The organism is Rhodococcus sp. FH8, assembly GCF_019266085.1.
Lineage (GTDB): Bacteria > Actinomycetota > Actinomycetes > Mycobacteriales > Mycobacteriaceae > Rhodococcus_F > Rhodococcus_F qingshengii.
The window spans coordinates 71,220-89,104 of the sequence record NZ_LPNQ01000081.1; the positions used below are offsets into that span (position 1 = coordinate 71,220).

General features: G+C 64.7%; 14 protein-coding genes. 7 read left to right on the forward strand and 7 right to left on the reverse strand.

Annotated elements, in window-relative coordinates:
* Positions 1–20 precede the first annotated feature (20 nt).
* Genes ATN38_RS30240 through ATN38_RS30255 form a run of 4 tightly spaced genes read left to right on the forward strand, consistent with a single transcriptional unit; the run spans position 21 to position 3,086 of the window.
* On the forward strand, positions 21–866 hold the full coding sequence (locus tag ATN38_RS30240; RefSeq protein WP_030537531.1) for an undecaprenyl-diphosphate phosphatase: 846 nt from the start codon (positions 21–23) through the stop codon (positions 864–866).
* A gap of 58 nt (positions 867–924) precedes the next feature.
* Complete coding sequence (locus ATN38_RS30245) at positions 925–1,620, forward strand: histidine phosphatase family protein (protein WP_003946173.1); 696 nt, start codon at positions 925–927, stop codon at positions 1,618–1,620.
* 55 nt (positions 1,621–1,675) lie between these two features.
* Positions 1,676–2,275 (forward strand): DUF3090 domain-containing protein, encoded by a 600-nt coding sequence (locus ATN38_RS30250; RefSeq protein WP_003946200.1) that lies wholly within the window; start codon positions 1,676–1,678, stop codon positions 2,273–2,275.
* A gap of 4 nt (positions 2,276–2,279) precedes the next feature.
* Positions 2,280–3,086 carry an SCO1664 family protein gene (locus ATN38_RS30255; RefSeq protein ID WP_003946172.1) on the forward strand — a complete coding sequence of 269 codons (807 nt, stop codon included), beginning with the start codon at positions 2,280–2,282 and terminating at the stop codon, positions 3,084–3,086.
* Here ATN38_RS30255 and ATN38_RS30260 read toward each other — a convergent pair.
* On the reverse strand, positions 3,083–3,544 hold the full coding sequence (locus tag ATN38_RS30260) for a MarR family winged helix-turn-helix transcriptional regulator (RefSeq protein ID WP_003946187.1): 462 nt from the start codon (positions 3,542–3,544) through the stop codon (positions 3,083–3,085). The two genes, ATN38_RS30255 and ATN38_RS30260, sit on opposite strands and share 4 nt — an antisense overlap.
* 127 nt (positions 3,545–3,671) lie before the next feature.
* On the opposite strand from ATN38_RS30260, the gene ATN38_RS30265 reads away from it, so the two are divergent.
* Complete coding sequence (locus ATN38_RS30265; protein WP_225320402.1) at positions 3,672–5,762, forward strand: MMPL family transporter; 2,091 nt, start codon at positions 3,672–3,674, stop codon at positions 5,760–5,762.
* 10 nt (positions 5,763–5,772) lie between these two features.
* Entirely contained in the window at positions 5,773–7,014 is a 1,242-nt protein-coding gene (gene mshC / locus ATN38_RS30270) for a cysteine--1-D-myo-inosityl 2-amino-2-deoxy-alpha-D-glucopyranoside ligase (protein ID WP_218749284.1), read from the forward strand.
* Between the two features lie 57 nt (positions 7,015–7,071).
* On the opposite strand, the gene ATN38_RS30275 is transcribed toward mshC, so the two are convergent.
* The 6 genes from ATN38_RS30275 to ATN38_RS30300 form a co-directional block, all read right to left on the reverse strand.
* Positions 7,072–11,247: a TIGR02680 family protein gene (locus ATN38_RS30275; RefSeq protein ID WP_218749289.1), complete on the reverse strand. Its 4,176-nt coding sequence runs from the start codon at positions 11,245–11,247 to the stop codon at positions 7,072–7,074.
* The gene (locus tag ATN38_RS30280) at positions 11,244–12,686 is read right to left on the reverse strand and encodes a TIGR02678 family protein (RefSeq protein ID WP_030537537.1); all 1,443 of its coding nucleotides are present in this window, start codon (positions 12,684–12,686) and stop codon (positions 11,244–11,246) included. The genes ATN38_RS30275 and ATN38_RS30280 overlap by 4 nt, the downstream gene beginning before the upstream one ends.
* Positions 12,683–14,188 carry a TIGR02677 family protein gene (locus tag ATN38_RS30285; RefSeq protein ID WP_007733760.1) on the reverse strand — a complete coding sequence of 502 codons (1,506 nt, stop codon included), beginning with the start codon at positions 14,186–14,188 and terminating at the stop codon, positions 12,683–12,685. The genes ATN38_RS30280 and ATN38_RS30285 overlap by 4 nt, the downstream gene beginning before the upstream one ends.
* A gap of 33 nt (positions 14,189–14,221) precedes the next feature.
* Complete coding sequence (locus tag ATN38_RS30290) at positions 14,222–15,307, reverse strand: hypothetical protein (RefSeq protein WP_019748530.1); 1,086 nt, start codon at positions 15,305–15,307, stop codon at positions 14,222–14,224.
* 146 nt (positions 15,308–15,453) lie between these two features.
* Positions 15,454–16,614: an MFS transporter gene (locus ATN38_RS30295; protein ID WP_374104631.1), complete on the reverse strand. Its 1,161-nt coding sequence runs from the start codon at positions 16,612–16,614 to the stop codon at positions 15,454–15,456.
* Positions 16,611–17,465 (reverse strand): PAC2 family protein, encoded by an 855-nt coding sequence (locus ATN38_RS30300; RefSeq protein ID WP_223257810.1) that lies wholly within the window; start codon positions 17,463–17,465, stop codon positions 16,611–16,613. Before ATN38_RS30300 ends, ATN38_RS30295 begins: the two co-directional genes overlap by 4 nt.
* A gap of 168 nt (positions 17,466–17,633) precedes the next feature.
* Here ATN38_RS30300 and ATN38_RS30305 point away from each other — a divergent pair.
* Positions 17,634–17,885: homocysteine S-methyltransferase family protein (locus tag ATN38_RS30305; RefSeq protein WP_209922906.1), on the forward strand; the 252-nt coding region annotated here is incomplete at its 3' end.

Sequence of the window (17,885 nt, forward strand, 5' to 3'; positions counted from 1 at the left end):
TCAGCCGGGATCGGTGAGTGATGGGCGAAGCGATGACCTGGCTCCAGGCCGTGATCCTGGGCCTCGTGCAGGGCTTGACCGAGTTCCTGCCCATCTCGTCTTCCGGACATTTGCGAATCGTGTCGGAGATATTCTTCGGCAGTGACGCCGGCGCGTCGTTCACCGCCGTGACGCAGCTCGGCACCGAGTTGGCGGTCCTGATCTACTTCGCACGCGACATCGTGAGGATCATCACTGCCTGGTTCCGAGGTGTGTTCAATGCCGAGCACCGGGGCGATCTCGATTACCGGATGGGCTGGTACGTCATCATCGGCACCATCCCGGTCGGCATCCTCGGGTTCTTCTTCAAAGACCAGATCCGTACCGGCGCACGCAATCTGTGGCTGATTGCCACGATGTTGATCGTGTTCGCGCTCGTCATCGCTGCTGCCGAGTACTACGGACGCAAGACGCGCCCGATCGAATCGCTCACAGCACGCGACGGCATCATCATGGGTTCGGCTCAGGCGCTCGCGCTCATCCCGGGTGTCTCACGTTCGGGTGGCACGATCAGTGCCGGCCTTTTCCTCGGACTCACCCGTGAGGCCGCAGCCCGTTACTCGTTCCTGTTGGCGATTCCGGCAGTTCTCGCCTCCGGTTTGTTCAGCCTCCCGGATGCCTTCGAGCCGGCTGGTGAGGGTCTGAACGCGAGCGGTCCGCAGTTGCTGGTGGCAACCGTCATCGCCTTCGCGGTCGGTTACGCAGCGATCGCCTGGCTGCTTCGATTTGTTGTCGATCACTCCATGTACTGGTTCGTCGGATACAGAATCGCTCTCGGCGTAGTCGTCCTTGCGTTGCTGGCCACAGGGGTCGTGTCCGCGACATAGGGCCCGTTTCGACGTCGACCACCCGTCCGTGCGGCCACCGCCCCATTAGGGTTGTGGAATGACAGTTGTCCTACTGCGGCACGGGCGGTCGACGTCCAACACTGCCCATACCCTGGCCGGTCGAACGCCGGGTGTGGAACTCGACGACCACGGCCGGAAACAGGCCGAAGGCGTCGTCGATCGGCTGGTCGGTCTGGACATCGCGGAGATCGTCCGCTCGCCGCTGTTGCGGTGTGAGCAGACGGTCGGCCCCATTGCCGTCGACCGTGGTCTTACGCCGGTGGTCGAGGATCGCCTCATCGAGGTCGATTACGGCGACTGGACGGGTCGCCCGCTCAAGGAACTCTTGGAAGAACCGCTCTGGAAAGTGGTGCAGCGCCACGCTTCCGGTGCAGTGTTTCCCGGCGGTGAAGGGCTGGCCCAGGTACAGGCGCGAGCCGTTGCCGCGATCCGAGAGCACGACGCACGGCTGGCCGAAGAACACGGCAAGGACGTCGTCTGGATCGCGTGCACGCACGGTGACGTCATCAAATCGGTTCTCGCCGACGCGTTTGCGATGCATCTCGATTCGTTCCAGCGCATCGTCGCCGAGCCCGCCTCGGTCAGTGTGATTCGCTACACGGCGACACTGCCGTTCGTTCTTCGCGTCAACGACACCGGAGACGTGCTCGCCGCGATCGGTGCGGCGAAGGCCGCGACCAACGGTTCGGCTCCCGCGCAGGAGTCCGTCCCCGGCGGAGAGGTCGGTGCGTGAGCTGTGACGGATAATGGGTATTCAGTGATGTTCTGCTCGAACTCGAGGAGGTGCAATGTCGCGCGCGATTCACGTATTTCGCACTCCTGACCGATTTGTCGCAGGAACGGTGGGCGAACCCGGTGACAGGTCTTTCTATCTCCAGGCCGTGCACGAATCACGGGTGGTGAGTGTGCTGCTCGAGAAGCAGCAGGTTCAGGTCCTCGCCGATCGCATGGGCTTACTCCTCGAAGAGGTACATCGACGCTTCGGAACCGAGGTTCCGCCACAAGCCGACGACGTCTCCGACCTCAGCCCGCTGGTCACACCGCTCGACGCGGAGTTCCGGGTCGGCACGATGGGGCTCGGTTGGGACGCCGATGCCGGGGCGGTCGTCGTGGAGCTGCTTGCCGTCAGCGAGACGGAGTTCGACGAATCGGTTGTCCTCGACGACGCCGACGACGGTCCGGACGCGGTCCGTGTGTTCCTGACTCCGGAGCAAGCGCGCGAGTTTTCGCTGCGGTCCGAACGCGTCATCGCGGCGGGACGCGCGCCGTGCCCGCTGTGTGGTGAACCGTTGGCGCCCGAGGGACACGTCTGCATCCGCACCAATGGGTACCGACGCGGCGAGTCCTTCGGTTTCGCGATCGACGACGCAGACGACGACGAGGTCTGACGTCGTGTCCGAACCTGGTGTGCCGGACGTTCTGCTCGAGGGTGATCTGACTCTGATCGGTCAGATCACCACGGCGAGCAACGCCACGCTGGTATGTGAGTCGACTCTGGGGGAGCAGTCCACCCGTGTGGTCTACAAGCCGGTGCGGGGTGAACGCCCACTGTGGGATTTCCCGGACGGCACTCTGGCGGGGCGTGAGGTCGCGTCGTACCGCGTGTCCGAGGCGCTGGGTTGGGGAGTGATTCCGCGAACAGTGTTGCGGGACGGCCCCTTCGGTCCAGGCATGGTGCAGCGATGGATCGACACCGTCGATCGCCGCGCGGATGGATCTGGTGGACTCGAGATGGTGGACCTGTGCAGTCCCGGCAACGTTCCGCCGGGGTGGTTCGAGGTCCTGCAGGCCTTCGACTCGGAGGGTGAACCAGTCTCTCTGATCCATGCGGACGATCCACGGCTGCAGCGAATGGCCGTTCTGGACGTCCTCATCAACAATGCCGACCGTAAAGGTGGTCACGCCCTCGAGGGCGTCGACGGCTCGGTGTACGGCGTTGATCACGGAATCTGTCTTCACTCGGAGAACAAGCTGCGGACGGTGTTGTGGGGGTGGGCCGGGCAGCCCGTACCCGGTGCTTTGATCGCCGACGTCGCCGAATTCGCGACAACTCTCGACGGGGATCTCGGCGACGAGTTGTCCGAACTGATCACCGAGGAAGAGATCGTGGCTTTGGCGGTGCGGGCGATGCAGTTCGCCGAGTCCGCTGTGATGCCCGAACCGAACGGCCATCGAACGATTCCCTGGCCGGCCTTCTAGTCGCGAGACGTTTCCTGCTGTTCGCGAGTTGCCGTCTTCAATCCGGGTGAGCGAACCAATCGCAGTAGTTGTTCGCGCAGCGCGGCGACATCCCCGACGCCGACGGTCAACGCCGCATCTTCCTTCTCGAGCGTCAGTAGTCGCTCGTACGTCAGTCTTCCGGCGTCGGTTATCGCGATCACGCGCCGACGCTCGTCCCTCGGATCGGTGTCACGAGTGACGTAACCCGCTCGTTCGAGACGGTCGATCGTGCGGCTCATCGTCTGATCGGTGACTCGGGCGTTCTTCGCGATGTCGCGTTGAGACGCCGCCCCACCGGCGATCGAGTGGAGCACGATCAGGCCCGCGTGCGTCATGTCCTGAGACCGCAAGACCTTCTCCCACGAGTGCTCCACCAGGCGTGCAGCGGTGGACAACAGCCGGCCGGTGGGCCAGTCGTCCAGGCCGTCGCTGCTCATTTTTCTGCCTTCCGTTTGCAATTACTCAGCATGCTGAACAAAATAGTCGGCAAGTCCTCTGCTGCCGATCCCTGGAGACCCAGTGAGCACACCAGTACAAAATCGTCCTGTTCGTCGCCTTCGATGGATTGTGCCAGCTCTCCTCGTGATCGGCTGGCTGGCAATCGGAGGATTCGGCGGTCCGTTCGCCGGAAAGCTCAGCACGGTGCAGCAGAACGACAACACGTCGTTCCTGCCCGCGTCGGCCGAAGCGACCGAGGTGGCAAAGCTTCAGGAGAGCTTCACGGACACGCGCTTCGTGCCGGCCATCATCGTGGCGGAACGACCGGGTGGCCTCGAGCCCGCCGACTCCACCTTCCTGTCCCAGACCGTCGATTCGTTTGTCGGTACCGAAGGATTCGGCGACGCCTCATCGCCGCCGATCCCGTCGGCCGACGGCCAGGCACTCCAGATGTTCCTGCCGGTCGACAGCACCCTCGAAGTCAAGGACAGCGTGAAAGCGCTGCGCGCGGCGCTGGAGTCGAGCCCTGACGGACTGACAGTCAAGGTCACCGGCCCCGCTGGGCAGGTTGCGGATCTGTCGGCAGCATTCGCCGGTATCGACGGATTGCTGTTGTTGGTAGCCGGATCCGTCGTGATCGTGATCCTGATCATCGTCTACCGAAGCCCGATCCTGCCGTTCGTGGTGATCTTTTCGGCGATCTTCGCACTCGGATTGTCGAGCTTGCTCGTGTATCTGCTCGCGGACGCGGACGTCATTGCACTGAACGGTCAGAGCCAGGGCATCCTGTTCATCCTCGTGTTCGGTGCCGCCACCGACTACGCGCTACTGCTGGTCTCTCGCTACCGGGAAGAATTGCGGATCGAGAAGGACAAGTACGCAGCAATGCGCACTGCGTGGCGCGCGACGCTCGAACCTGTCGCAGCGTCTGCAGGAACGGTCATCGCGGGCGTTCTGTGCCTGTTGCTCTCCGACCTGAACTCGAACCGCGGACTCGGTCCGGTGGCCGCCATCGGTATCGCCGCGTCCTTCCTCGCATCGATGACCTTCCTACCTGCTGTCCTGGTTCTGTTCGGGAGGACGGCGTACTGGCCGACCAAGCCGAAGTTCGATGCCGACCGCGAGCACCACGACGAGGCGAACGATCACCGGTTCTGGGCCGGGCTCGCTGCTCGAATCGGTAGGCATCCGCGCCGCTTCTGGGTGGCGTCGACGCTGGTGCTGGTGATCTTCGCGATGATGATGCCGCAGTTCAAAGCCAGCGGTGTCTCGTCGTCCGACATCTTCTTGCTCGATGTCGATTCGGTTGCAGGCCAGGAGATTCTCGGCGAGCACTTCGACGCGGGTTCGGGTTCACCGGCCGTGGTCATCGCGAATGCAGACCAAGTGGATGCCGTTGCGGCAGCCAGTCGCGTGGAGGGTGTCAGCGACGTGAGCGTCGTGCAGAACGGGGGAGCGCCTCTGGTTGTCGACGGGCGAGTCTCCCTGCAGGCGACGTTGACTGACGCTGCCGACTCGCTCGAGGCCGAAGACACCATCGTGCGACTGCGTGATGCAGTTCACTCAGTGGAGGGCGCCGACGCATTGGTCGGTGGCGTCACTGCGACCGACCTCGACACGAAGACCACCTCGACACGGGACCGGACACTCATCATTCCCGTGGTGATCATCGTGGTGTTCGTGATTCTCTCGCTCTTGCTGCGTTCGCTTCTCGCACCGCTGCTTCTCATGGGCACCGTTGTGCTCTCGTTTGCTGCGACACTGGGCATTTCGTCGCTGGTGTTCGACCACATCTTCGGTTTCCCCGGCGCGGATCCGGTGGTCCCGCTCTTTGCGTTCGTGTTCCTCGTGGCTCTGGGAATCGACTACAACATCTTCCTCATGACGAGGGTGCGTGAGGAAGCGCTGAAGATCGGCACCAGGGCGGGCGCTCTGCGGGGACTCACGGTGACCGGCGGGGTGATCACATCTGCCGGAGTTGTTCTGGCAGCAACCTTCTCGGCGTTGGCGGTGATCCCTCTGTTGTTCCTCGCCCAGATCGCGTTCATCGTGGCGTTCGGTGTCCTGCTCGACGCTCTGATCGTCCGATCCTTGCTGGTCCCGGCCTTGACCTACGACATCGGTCAGAAGATCTGGTGGCCGAGCAAGCTCGCGTCGACGCCCGAACCGGAGCAGGATCAGCCAGCACCTTCCCAGCCTCAGAGCAGTCTCCACTAGGCTCGGCAGCATGCAGTCTTGGTCCGATACCGCACTCCCGTCCGTTCCCGGTCAGGGGCCGCCGTTGCGGCTGTACGACACAGCCGACCGTCAGGTTCGCCCCGTCACCCCGGGCGAGAAGGCGACGATGTACGTCTGCGGCATCACCCCGTACGACGCCACCCACCTCGGCCACGCGGCCACGTACCTCACGTTCGACCTCGTGAACCGCATCTGGCGCGACGCCGGACACGATGTCCACTACGTCCAGAACGTGACCGACGTGGACGACCCGCTGTTCGAGCGAGCCAATCGCGACGGCGAGGACTGGATCGTCCTCGGCATGCGTGAGACGGCACTCTTCCGCGAGGACATGGAAGCGCTGCGTGTGCTTCCGCCGAAGGACTACATCGGCGCCGTCGAATCGGTGAACGAAGTAGTCGAGTTGGTGGAGAAGTTCGTGGCGTCCGGCGCCGCGTACATCGTCGACGACGCGGAGTTCCCCGACGTCTACTTCCGTGCCGACGCGACCGAGCAGTTCGGCTACGAGTCGGGCTACGACCGCGCGACGATGGAGAAGTTCTTTGCCGAACGCGGCGGAGATCCCGATCGCGTCGGAAAGCGCAATCCGCTCGACGCACTCGTCTGGCGTGCGGAGCGTCCGGGCGAGCCCTCGTGGACCTCACCCTTCGGGCCGGGGCGCCCCGGCTGGCACATCGAATGCGCGGCCATTGCACTCAACCGCATCGGCTCCGGCTTCGACGTCCAGGGCGGTGGCAGCGATCTGATCTTCCCGCACCACGAGTTCTCGGCCGCGCATGCCGAATCGGCAACGGGTGACCGCCGTTTCGCGCGTCACTATGTGCATACCGGCATGATCGGTCTCGACGGCGAAAAGATGTCGAAGAGTCGGGGAAACCTGGTCTTCGTCTCCAAGCTGCGCGGCGAGGGGGTGGACCCAGCGGCAATCCGTCTCGGACTGCTGTCCGGCCACTACCGCCAGGATCGCGCGTGGACCGATCAGGTCCTCGCGGATGCTCAGTCGCGCCTGAAGGTGTGGCGCGAGGCCGCTGCTCTCGGTTCTGCGCCGTCTGCCACCGACACTGTTGCGCGTTTGCGTCAGCACCTGGCCGACGATCTCGACACCCCGAAGGCGCTCGACGCGCTCGACGGTTGGGCCCGCCGCGCCATCGAGGGCGGCGGATCCGACACGCAGGCACCCGGCGATTTCGCCGATGCCGTCGACGCCCTACTGGGTATTTCGCTTCGCTGAACCCCTGCTGTGCGCCTTTATTAACCGCCCGCGGTTAATAAAGGCGCACAGCAGTTTCTAGGCGTAGTCCAACGCACCTTCGGCGGGTGTCGGCACCCGGCGCCGTAGCGGCGAGCCCAATGCCCTCGCCAGATCCGTTCCGTCGTGCTCGGCAAGCAGTTCACCGTTCGACCAGACCAGCAGCGCGGCGCTGACAGCCTGTTCGGCCGTGGAGTGCGCGAGGTCGTAGTGCGCACAGCCGGGGACGTCTGCGTACGTGATCCACAGGTCGTAGCCGGTCATGAAGAGGTCCAGGTCGAACTGAACGCTCAAGCCGAGAAGCTCGCTGCGACCGTTGTCGTCGACACCGGCGAAAGCCTCGTCGAGTGCCAGCAGACGCGGGGCGTGCGGGTCGGCCGAGTCCAACATGACGTGCGCCGCGGCGAACAAAGGAAGGTGCAGCGAGACGGACTGCTCGCCACCGGACAGCGCGCTGTGCCGCGCGACGGTAAGACGGTCTTCCTTGCCCTCACCGCTGATGAGGGTGAACGAGAACACGCGCCATTGACGGTAGTCGAGCGCCGAGGACAGAATCTCCGGGTACGAGCGTTCGGGGTGCGCCGCGCGGGCGGTACGGATCTGCGTCGCGAAATGTGCTCGCAGAGTAGCTAGTTCATCGACGCCGAGGGCCGACGCGTCTCGATCCAGCAGCTTGGAGATCGCCCGCGAGCTGTCGTCGAGGTTGTCGGCGAGCACCCAGTGAACGCCGATGGTATTGCCTGAGGACATCCGACGCTCACGCATCTCGGTGCCCATCTGTGCGATCAACTCGCGTGCGTCGACCGTGCGCTCGTGGATCTGCTGAGCCAATCCGGTCAACAGGGCATCTTCGAGAATGCGACGCTCGGATTCGGTGAGCAACTGCTCCTGATCGCCGCGAGCGTCGTGGATCCGCGTTGCGAACTCGCCGATCGACGAATAGCCCTGATCGTCCTGGACTCGTACGACGGTCAGTCCGTCCGGTGCATCCCATTGCAGACGGTAGTCCTGTCCGGCGGCGGCGAGTTGCGCGTCGAAGTCCTGCAGCGCCGAGGTCAGTGCCGTGCGGGTTGCCTTGCGGGCGCCGTCGGTGACTCGGACTGCCGAGGTCGCAGCCTCGAGCGCTCGGTACAACTTGTCGACGTCTTCGGGGAGGACGGGCGGGTGGGCTGCGTCCTCGCTGCGATCTTCGTTCTGTATGCGGTAGACCAACTGATCGGGGCTCATCCACGCCGCTGAACTGGCCGGCCAGTTCAGGTGATCCTTGACGCCCAACAACTCGAGAAGGTCCGGGCGCGCGTAGGGTGCGAGTCGCTCTGCATCACTGCGGGTTTCGGTCAGGGTGTGACGCAAGGTCTCCACGGCGGTGTTGTACGCACCCTCCGCCGTGCCGATCTGGAGGACGGCGGCGTCGTACGCCTTTCGCGCCGCACGCTGTTCGACCTTGCATTCTTCGATCTTCGCGCGGGCTTTTGCCAGGTCCAGGTCGATCTGCTCGGCGCTGGCACCGAGGGTGTCGCGCAGCGTCTCGAGACGCTGCACCTGCTGGAGCAGACTCTCCTCGGCGATGGCGGCTTCCTCGGCGAATTCCTCCGCATTGGCACGTGATTCGTCGAGACGGTCGCGAGACTCGCGTTCGAGTTCGACTTCCTTGGCATGCTCCCGTCGGCAGCGCAGCGCCAGTTCGCCCTGCTTCTCGAAATGGCGGATCGCCGCCGCGAGGGAGTCGAGTTCACGGCCGATATGCGGCGTCCGGTGCTGCGACGCCGTCGCTCGGAGTTGCTTTTCCTTCGCCGCGAGATCAGCGATCGCCGCATCGAGTTCGCGTTGTGCCGTTTCCGTGGCCTCCGAGCGAGTACGGAGTGCGCCGGCGGATTCGGTGACCGTCTTGAGTGCGCGCAGGATCGAACCTGTCTTCGGCAATTCCTTTGCCGCAGAGTTGATCCGGCTCAGTTGCTCGTTGGTCTGCGCCACCAGTGCCTTGGCCGTATCGACTGCCGCGGCAAGTTCTTCCAGAGCCGCGTCGATCTCGGTGATCCGAGCCTCGCGTCGACGCGCCCGTGCTGTGGTGCCGATGTACTCGGCGTCGGCCTTGACGTGCCGGCCACGCGCGACGCCCTGCCAGAAGCGGCCGTCGACGCCGATCGCGACGCTTGCATCGGAGTCTCCCGGTGCCTCGACGAGACTGATCGACGCGAGAATGTCCTGTACCCGAGCGTCGGGTACGTCGGCATTGCCTTCGACCTCGAGGACGTCCGCCAGCGTTCGTCCCTTCGGACGCTGCTTGACGGGCGGAGCCGTCAGGAACTGCTCGCTGACGTGCTCGGGAATCTTCTCGTCCGGGCAGACCCAGCCGTCGAGCAGATTTGCCGCCTGGAGTGCGGATTCGATTCCCGTGGCCACGTCTGGTTCGACGGAGTCGGCGAAGCGCACCAACTGCCACAGCGGTGCACCACCCAGTTCACTGCGGTTGTCGGTGCGTGCGTGGAAGGCAGGCGGAGCGTCGTCGTGTTCCGCCGAGACGGCCTTGCGCTCGGATTTGAGAGCCGCGATGGAGGCGTGTGAGGCAGATATTTCAGCTTCGGCCTCACGTCGACGCTCGCGCAGCGTCTCGGTGCCGGCTTCGGTGTGCTCGGCGAGAACTGCGGACAGCGCCGGAGCGTCTTCGTCGCCGACTTCGGCGAGCGCCGCGTCGAGAGCTTCGAACAGCGACGTGTCGGCGCCGACAGCCGAAAACAGGGAGGAGTGATCGGTCCACCACGCGCGCAGCCCGCTGGCGCACTGACTGCGTGCGAGTTCCACGGCAGCTTCGCCCTCGAGTACAGCCGCCTTGGACGCTTCGAGCAGCTCTTGTCCACGGCGAGAGCTGTTTTCGGCCCGGGTTCGTTCGGTCGCCGCCTTCTCGACGGTCGCCAGTGCGGTGCGGACGACGCGTACGTCACCGTCACGCTCCTCGGCATGGCCACGGACTGCTGCCGTGATCTGGTCACTGCGTGAGCCGTCGGGCAGGGGAGTCCAGACGATGCCGGCGTCCTCAGCGGCCGCCTGCAGTTCGTCCTCGGCGCGCGAGAGTGCTTCGGCCGCACGCTTGACCGACGATGCAGCCTTGTCGGCTTCGTCGCCGCGTTGAGCGAGTGCGGCCTGCGCTTTCCGGGACTTGTCTGCCTGCTGCTCGGTCGAGAGCTTGAGCGTCGCGACGGCCTGGGCGAGGTCGTCGAGTTGCTGTTTGCCTTCGTACGCGCTCGAGCGTTGCAGTGCTTCGACATTGGCGCGCGCGTTCTCGAGTGCCTGCTCGGCCTGGTTGAAGCGCTCCTCGGCTGCTGCCCGCGCCTCACGGCTGCGGGTCTGGGCGAGCGACGACTCGTCCATGGCGGCAACACCTCTGGTGACCGCTGCGAGGCGGGTGCTGACCTGTTCGATCTCTCCGCGAGACTGCTGACGCAGGTACTTGGTGTAGACCCCGATGAAACTCTGGGCTGCCTGATCGGCGGCCGCGAGCCCCTCGAGCGCGCGGCCGACTTCCTCCATGTCGCTGAACGAACGCGCAGCTTCGAGGACCAACTGATCGTCGAGTGGACGGAGACCGTCGGTGAGTGCCTGCGAAAGGCCCTTCGGGTCGAGGTTCTTCGCGAGCTGGGGACGGCGAAGCGTGAGAATGAGATTGATCAGCTGGTCGTAGCGCTGCACTCCGAGACCGAACATTCGCGCGTCGATGGCTGTGCGGTAGTCGAGGGGACGGTCGGTGATGGAATCGCTGCCGAGTTGTTCGGCCAACTGCTTCTTGGTGAGAGGACGATCGTCGTTGCCGATCAGCGAGAAGTCGACTCCGACGCGGCCGTCGGCGACGAAGTACCAGCGGGTGACCTTGTCGTTGGTTCGGGTTGCCCGCATGCCGATACCCACGGTCACCGACTCGGGATCTTCGAGGGAGCCGCGGCAGAACTCCATCCACACGTAGGAGTGCGCGCTGTCCTGGCCCCGGTAGAGCAGGTTGGACTTCATCGTGCGCTCTTCACCGGCGAACGGGTTGAGGCGCCGCGGTTCGATGCGGCCGTCGAAGACGAACGGGAACAGGACCTCGAGGGCCTTGGTCTTGCCGGATCCGTTGGGTCCCCGCAGAACCAGTCGACCGTCGGCGAACGAGAACTCTTGGTCTCGGTAATCCCAGAGGTTGATGATTCCAGCCCGAGTAGGTCGGAAGCGGGCGTTGCTCATACGTTCTCTACCTCTGATAGTTCGCCGTTGGGGGAAGGTTCGGGGCCGAATTCGTCGACCGGATCCGGTGCGGAGTTGTCCACCGCGAAGTCGATCTGAGGATCGCGTTCGCGCACGGAGACCACGACGTCGCGGTACCGGGCAAGGACGGGCAACACCAGTACGCCGCCGTCGACCGCATGCGTCAGGCGCAGACGTTGCAGCAACCCGAGCGCCTGCTTGCGCAGCCCGTTGTGATCGGCCTGCCACTGCGCCGCGAAAGTTCGCCCGAACTGGTCCACCAACTCGGTGACCTTGTCAGCGAGCCAGTCGTCGTCGATTTTCGGGTACGTGACGGGTGGCGGTGGCTCGGCCGGTTCGCCGGCGGGCAGCACGAAGTCGTCGTCCTCGTCGGCGAGGTCCTCGAAGATCCCGGCCTCGGGGATGGCGGCATCGAGTTGTTCGATCAGATGATCGTCCGACACGTGCGGGATCGGAAGTTTCGGCAGTTCAGGAGCGTCGACGTCGAGTACGCGATCGGCAATCTCGCCGGCCAGGAGAAGTGCCACCTGAGCGATCGTTCCGGTGCTCGGGAAGCGGACGTCGGAGAGGCGACCGGTGGGATCGATCATCGCGATTCCCTCGGCGCGGCGCTCGGCCACCAACCCCGTCAGTAGTTCGACTTCCGACGCGGTCTTGGGCTGCGCCAACGCGATCAATTCGTGCTGATCGAGTTCACCGGCCAGTACGACCGGGCGCTCGACGAGTGCCCGACGTACTCGGCGTCCGATCTCTTTCGCGTCCACGGGAATTCCGTCGTCCTCGGAGGCGCTCGAGGTCTCGACGGCCAGGAGTCCGCGGATGGAGTGTAGGTGTTGCAGGGCGCGCGGTGGACGGAACAGCGCTACGACGACGGAACGGTCGATGTCGTAGAGCGCTTCTCCCGCTTCGGGATTGGACGCCCAGCCGTTTGCGTCACCGTCGGCGAGGGCGATGGCGCCTCTGACTCCGAGCCAGCCCACTGCGTCGACGAAGGCGTCGCGGTCGGACGCACGATCGGTGGAGAGTTCCACGCCGTCGACCTGCCCTGCGTCAGCCGCGACGTGATCGGCCAACTCCGACAACGTGATCTGGTTTCCGGCGCGGCCCAATGCGGCCAGGCACAACGCCAGGTACGCGTAGCGCGTGCGATCGAAGGTTCGCTCGGAGGCAGTTCTGGCCGGTGCCGACGGGTTGAGCCGATCCGACACCGTGAACAGGCGCGCGGTGGTCTCCGTCACCTCGAGGCGGTAGCCGAACAGTTCGAGAAGGTCGTCACGCAGTTCGGTGGCCCAACGGCGCAAGAGCGGCAACGCAATTCGATCCGGGTACGTCGAGGTGATCAGGTGGTTGGACAGGATCACTCGCGCCGCGCGTTGATACGAGTCGAGGGCAAGGGGCGTGATCTCGCGAGCTCTCATCGAACACTGACCTCGATGCCGTCGAGATGCATTCGTCCGCGAGCAGTCTTGATGGTGGTCGAACCGTCCGAGGGACTGAGTGTCAGCTTCACCCCGTTCTCGCTACCGGTGGAGCTCTTGACGCGTCCCACCACCGGAACGCGCGCGGTCAGTGCTGCATTGAGCAGACTCAGCAAAACTTCGGTCTCCTGCTCGTTGAGTTCGCGCTGATAAACACCGTTCGACGCGAGGGATTGCGCCGCGGCACTGCGCGTACGTTGCGCCGCCAACTGCTCTTCGCGCAGGCGGCGGATGCTGCCGTCGTTGCGGGCGACCTTGCTCGGCAAGCCGGGTGAGGGCGGGCGGCCGGTTTCGGCGAGTGTTCGCGCGATCTCGACCGGCGGTGCCTCCCACCACGAGCGTGAGTGCGAAATGATGTCGGCGTCCGGATGCACCATCGAGAGATGGCGTGGACGACCGAGGTCGAACACTGCCTGGAACAGAGCATGAGCTGCGTCTTCGGACGGCGTGGCGGCGAACCAGCCGGCGAGGTGCCGGAGCTGGCTCTCACGGCTGACGCCGCCGCGACGGGTTTCCGTGACGCGGCGAAGGAGCGCCAGAACCGCGGCGATCGCGCTCATCGTGCCCTCACGTAGACGCTCGGACTCGCTGATCCCCGATTCCGCGGAGACGAACCAGGCGGTCAATCCTCGCCAACGCGCAGCCCAGTCGTCTTCGCGTTCGGTGATCGGGACGAACACCCGTTCGTCACTGGCGGCGGCGAGGCGGATCATGCGATCGACCCCGGTGGATTCGACGTGCTCGATCGCTTCCTTGAGCTTGGGGGCGTAGCGAGCCAGATCGGAGCTGAACTCCCGCATGTGCGTGAGCAGAGCGTCCTTGTGCGTGAGGAAAGCCTGCGGAGTGATCTCCGTGGTCCGTACGAGGTCCCCGAGGGTCAGATAGAAGTGCGCGGCTCGATCAGCCATGTCGGAGAGTGTCGAGTCGAGGCGCTTGAGCTTGCGGAAGATCAGATCGCCGTCGGAGCTTCGGTTGGCCTCGGCGAGTTCGGACATGTCTGCGAGCAGGTCCGGCAGAGCGAGACGCGAGAGCGACGCCGAGTCCAGGCGTGCGGCGAGAACGTCTTCGACTGATCGATAGACCTGGTATCCGGCCTGACCGAACTGGTAGACGAAGTGGCGATTGCGGTACTCGGCCAGCGTGGCCGCGCGGGTGCCGTCGTAGCTGCGCTCGAGGATCTCCCACACGTGGAGCTGATCCAACAGGGGAGTGACCTCTGCTGCCGACAGATCGGCCGCCGGATCCGATCCACCGATCTTCTCGAGGATGTGCGCGACGGCTCCGGCATGCAGCAGGACGGTGTAGTTGGCGCGAGCATGGTCGAAGGCACGAAGTACCCAGAGGTACTCGGCCCGTTTTTCCGCGATCGTGAACGAAAACAGCTTCAGTCGATTGGTGTCGGCGTACGCGGCGTAATCGGGCGCACTCGTTTCTTCCACCATGACAGGGTAGGCGAGAGACGCCCCCTCTTTTTCCTACGGGCGATCCGTAGCAGGGGATGCGGCGCGTCGCCACTGCGATTCGTTCTCGATCATCCATGTGAGCAGGTGCTCGGCCGCCGCCTCGTCGGAGTCCGGGCCGACCAGCAGATCGGCGAACGCTTGGCTGGGGGCGACGATGCGGATGCCGTCGCGGGTGAGCAATCGGTCGAAGGCAGACGGTGAGAGGGGAGCGGTGATCCACACGTCACCGCCGGATTCCACACGCCGTAGTCCGAGAGCGTCGGCGAACTGATCGACGTTGTCGGCATGGAAGTGGGCACGTCGAGTGGGCGCGTACCGAGCAAAGGGTGCGGCGGCCACCGAGGCGGTACCGGCGTAGATGTGACCGCTGAGCTGACGCAGTTGATCGAAGAGTGCTTCCAACCCGTCCGGCGCGTGAAAGCCGTGAGGCGTCGGCGCTTTGGCCCCGGCCTCAGCCGCCCATTCACGAAGCATCTTCGGCCAGCGGACGTCACCGATTCCGCCGCGGGGGAGCCGGGTGACCAGTTCGCGATCCGACAGTGTCTGAACCACCCGGTAGGTTGCTCCCGTCGATGCACCGGCCAGGCGCACCAAGGCAGTGATCGCCAGTGGCGCCGCGAAATCGGCAAGCGCACGCACGACGCGAGCTGACGGATCACCCGTCAGCTGTCCGGAAGGACGTCCGGGCCCCCGCCACGGATCGGCGTCGGCTCCGCGTCCACGCACCCAGACGGCGGGTCGATCAGCGGTCAACGACACGTTGCCCGTGGCGTCTGCGTACGAGATCGCGTGGGAATCGAGCTGCCGGCGGACCGGCTCGGACAGATATTTTGCGCACACGAAGCCGGGTTGACCGGTGGGGAAGCGATCGGCGATACCGGGAACGTCGCTGCTCAGGACACCGTGAGCGGCGTAGACGCCGAATTTGGCCACCGCGCCGTCAGGGGAGCGGAGGTCGAGTCGGAGTGGCGCCTCGGACAGGTCGGGGGAGCGCTGTGTCGACAAAGACCAGGTAGGAGGCAAATTTTCTTCGATGACGGCAACCGATCGCCGAAAAATGTCGATCGGCCGTTCCGGTTCCGACTCAGATTCGCTCATGTTCCAATGGTATCAATATCTGTCAACGACGGAAACACACGATTTTCCGAATAATGTTCGCCCTGACAGCCTCGCGACAACGGTGGTCGCTTTCGCCGAGAAACTCACTACCTACACAACTTCAAATTCGAAATTGCCGAGACCGATCAGCGTTGCTTCGGCATGATCAGGGGAGCGACGACGGCGAGCAGTAGTGCGGGGATCAGGAAGCTCGCGGCAGGCGAAGAGTCGTAAATCGGTGTCAGGGCCAGGGGAGCAAGAGCGGCGCCGCCGAAGCGCATCGCTTGGACGACGGACACGGCGCCGCCACGGTTCGGCCCCGCGGATCCGAGGACCGCCGCGTTGACGCCGACCAGCACGAACTGGCTCGCGACGCCTGCGACAAACCATGCGATCGCGATCACCGGCACCAAGCCGGCAAGGCCGACGACGGAGACCAGAACTGCTCCGCCCAGGGCGCCGATCATCACGGAGGAGCGTGCGCCGATGCGATCGATGAGGATTCCGATGCGCCGGGCCGAGAGGATGCCGGCCACGCCGAAGACGGTGAGCAGTAGGCCGCGGACGGTGGGGGACAGCCCGAACTCGTCTTCGAAGCGGAAGGCAAGCAGGAAGCTCAGTCCACCGAGGGCGCCCCAGCCGAGCAATGCAGCGATACCGATGCGGAGCACTTCAGGGCGTAGTGCGTCGCGAAGGCGTGCAGGAGTAGTCGCTGCCGGTGCGTCGGACTTCGGAAGTCCGACGGCTCCCAGGATGCCCGCGACCACTGCGATGACGAGAAAGGCCAGACGCCAGTCGAATTCGGCCGCCAGTCCGCCGATCAACGGAGCCGACGACTGCCCTGCGGCCTGGAATGCGCCGAAGGCTCCAAGGGCTCGACCCAATCGGGCCTGCGGAGTTGCGGCCGCCAACGAAGCAAGCAGCAGCGGCGTGGTGAATGCGTTCGCGGAGCCCTGCAGTACCCGGGCGGCAAGGAAGATCTCGAGTGTCGGGGCGAGGAAGCATGCCAACGACGCGAAGACATAGACGCCGTATGCGATGCGCACCGTCCGGACCTTGCCCCACCGTGTCCCGAGCGTCCCGGACACCAACATCAGAGCGGCGAAGGGGAGCAGGTACGCGGTGAGGGAAGAGGCGGCCGCCGACGGGCCGACCCCTAGATCGTCACCGATCTCGGGGAGGATCGAAGCAACCACGCCGCCGCCGAACGGGCCGAGGAACCCGCCGGCGTACAGCGCGATCAGTTGAAGCCGGAGGCGCAGTGGGCGCTGCGTACTTCCACCTTCTTCTGGAGTGTTCTTGCTCACAGTCCGAAGCTGCCGGGGCCTCGCCGTCTGAGGTAGCGCTCGAATTCCGCGGCGATGGCGTCGCCGTCGATCTTGGAGATTGCTTCGCTGATGTCGGTTTCGGCGTCTCCCCGTTCTTCCAGGGTGCGCACGTATTCGCCGATTTCCTCGTCGTCCGCGGTCATTTCGTTGACCGCTTCCTCCCAATCCTCCGACTGAGCCGGGAGCTCCCCGAGTGGGACCTCGATGTCGAGAACATCCTCGACTCGTTGAAGTAGGGCCACTGTGGCCTTCGGGTTGGGTGGCTGCGAGACGTAGTGCGGAACCGCCGCCCAGAACGAAATAGCGGGTACACCAGCACGAACGCACTCGTCCTGAAGAACCCCGGTGATGCCCGTCGGGCCTTCGTACCGCGTCTGTTCCAGGTTGAATCGGGCGGCGGATTCACTGCTGTAGGCCGTGCCCGTCACCGGGACCGGCCGGGTGTGCGGAGTATCGGCGAGCAGGGCGCCGAGGATGACGACCGTCTTGACGTTCAGCTGGTCGATCAGCTCGAGCAGATCCTCGCAGAAACTGCGCCACCGCATGTTGGGTTCGATCCCGCGAAGCAGGACGATGTCGCTCTCGCTGCCAGGAGGCGAACAGACCGACAAACGTGTTGCCGGCCAAACGATTTCGCGAGTGACACCGTCGACCTGCCGGACCGTGGGGCGGTTGACCTGATAGTCGTAGTAGTCCTCTGAATCGAGTTCGGCGAGCGGCTGGGCATCCCAGATCAGCTCGAGATGTTCGACCGCACCGCTGGCTGCGTCACCGGCGTCGTTCCAGCCCTCGAAAGCTGCAACGAGGATGGGATCACGTAGGACAGGGATGTCGCCCTCGAGGCGGTCGCTGCTGTCGACGGCAAAGCCGTCAGGGCTCTCGAAGGCCGCGGAATCATCGAAATCGACCGGGCCGTCGGGAGTGACGGGGAACTCACTTGGACTCACCCACCCAGCCTACGGCCAGAGCTTGTCGGTGCGCCCACTACTCTGGACGGCATGTCTGCCCCATTTAACTCTGCCCTGCTTGATGCGCTGAAACAGCGCGTTGTCATCGGCGACGGAGCGATGGGCACCATGTTGCAGGCCGCGGACCTCACCCTGGACGACTTCCTCGGCCTCGAGGGGTGCAATGAGATCCTCAACGACACCCGTCCCGACGTGCTCAAAGACATCCACCGTGCGTACTTCGCCGCTGGTGCCGATGCCGTCGAGACCAACACCTTCGGTTGCAACCTGCCCAACCTCGCC

Excerpts from the sequence above, each read along its gene's own strand:
- ATN38_RS30240 (WP_030537531.1), top strand. The coding sequence starts at position 21 with ATGGGCGAAGCGATGACCTGGCTCCAGGCCGTGATCCTGGGCCTCGTG.
- ATN38_RS30245 (WP_003946173.1), top strand. The coding sequence starts at position 925 with ATGACAGTTGTCCTACTGCGGCACGGGCGGTCGACGTCCAACACTGCC.
- ATN38_RS30250 (WP_003946200.1), top strand. The coding sequence starts at position 1,676 with ATGTCGCGCGCGATTCACGTATTTCGCACTCCTGACCGATTTGTCGCA.
- ATN38_RS30260 (WP_003946187.1), bottom strand. The coding sequence starts at position 3,544 with ATGAGCAGCGACGGCCTGGACGACTGGCCCACCGGCCGGCTGTTGTCC.
- mshC (WP_218749284.1), top strand. The coding sequence starts at position 5,773 with ATGCAGTCTTGGTCCGATACCGCACTCCCGTCCGTTCCCGGTCAGGGG.
- ATN38_RS30275 (WP_218749289.1), bottom strand. The coding sequence starts at position 11,247 with ATGAGCAACGCCCGCTTCCGACCTACTCGGGCTGGAATCATCAACCTC.
- ATN38_RS30280 (WP_030537537.1), bottom strand. The coding sequence starts at position 12,686 with ATGAGAGCTCGCGAGATCACGCCCCTTGCCCTCGACTCGTATCAACGC.
- ATN38_RS30285 (WP_007733760.1), bottom strand. The coding sequence starts at position 14,188 with ATGGTGGAAGAAACGAGTGCGCCCGATTACGCCGCGTACGCCGACACC.
- ATN38_RS30290 (WP_019748530.1), bottom strand. The coding sequence starts at position 15,307 with ATGAGCGAATCTGAGTCGGAACCGGAACGGCCGATCGACATTTTTCGG.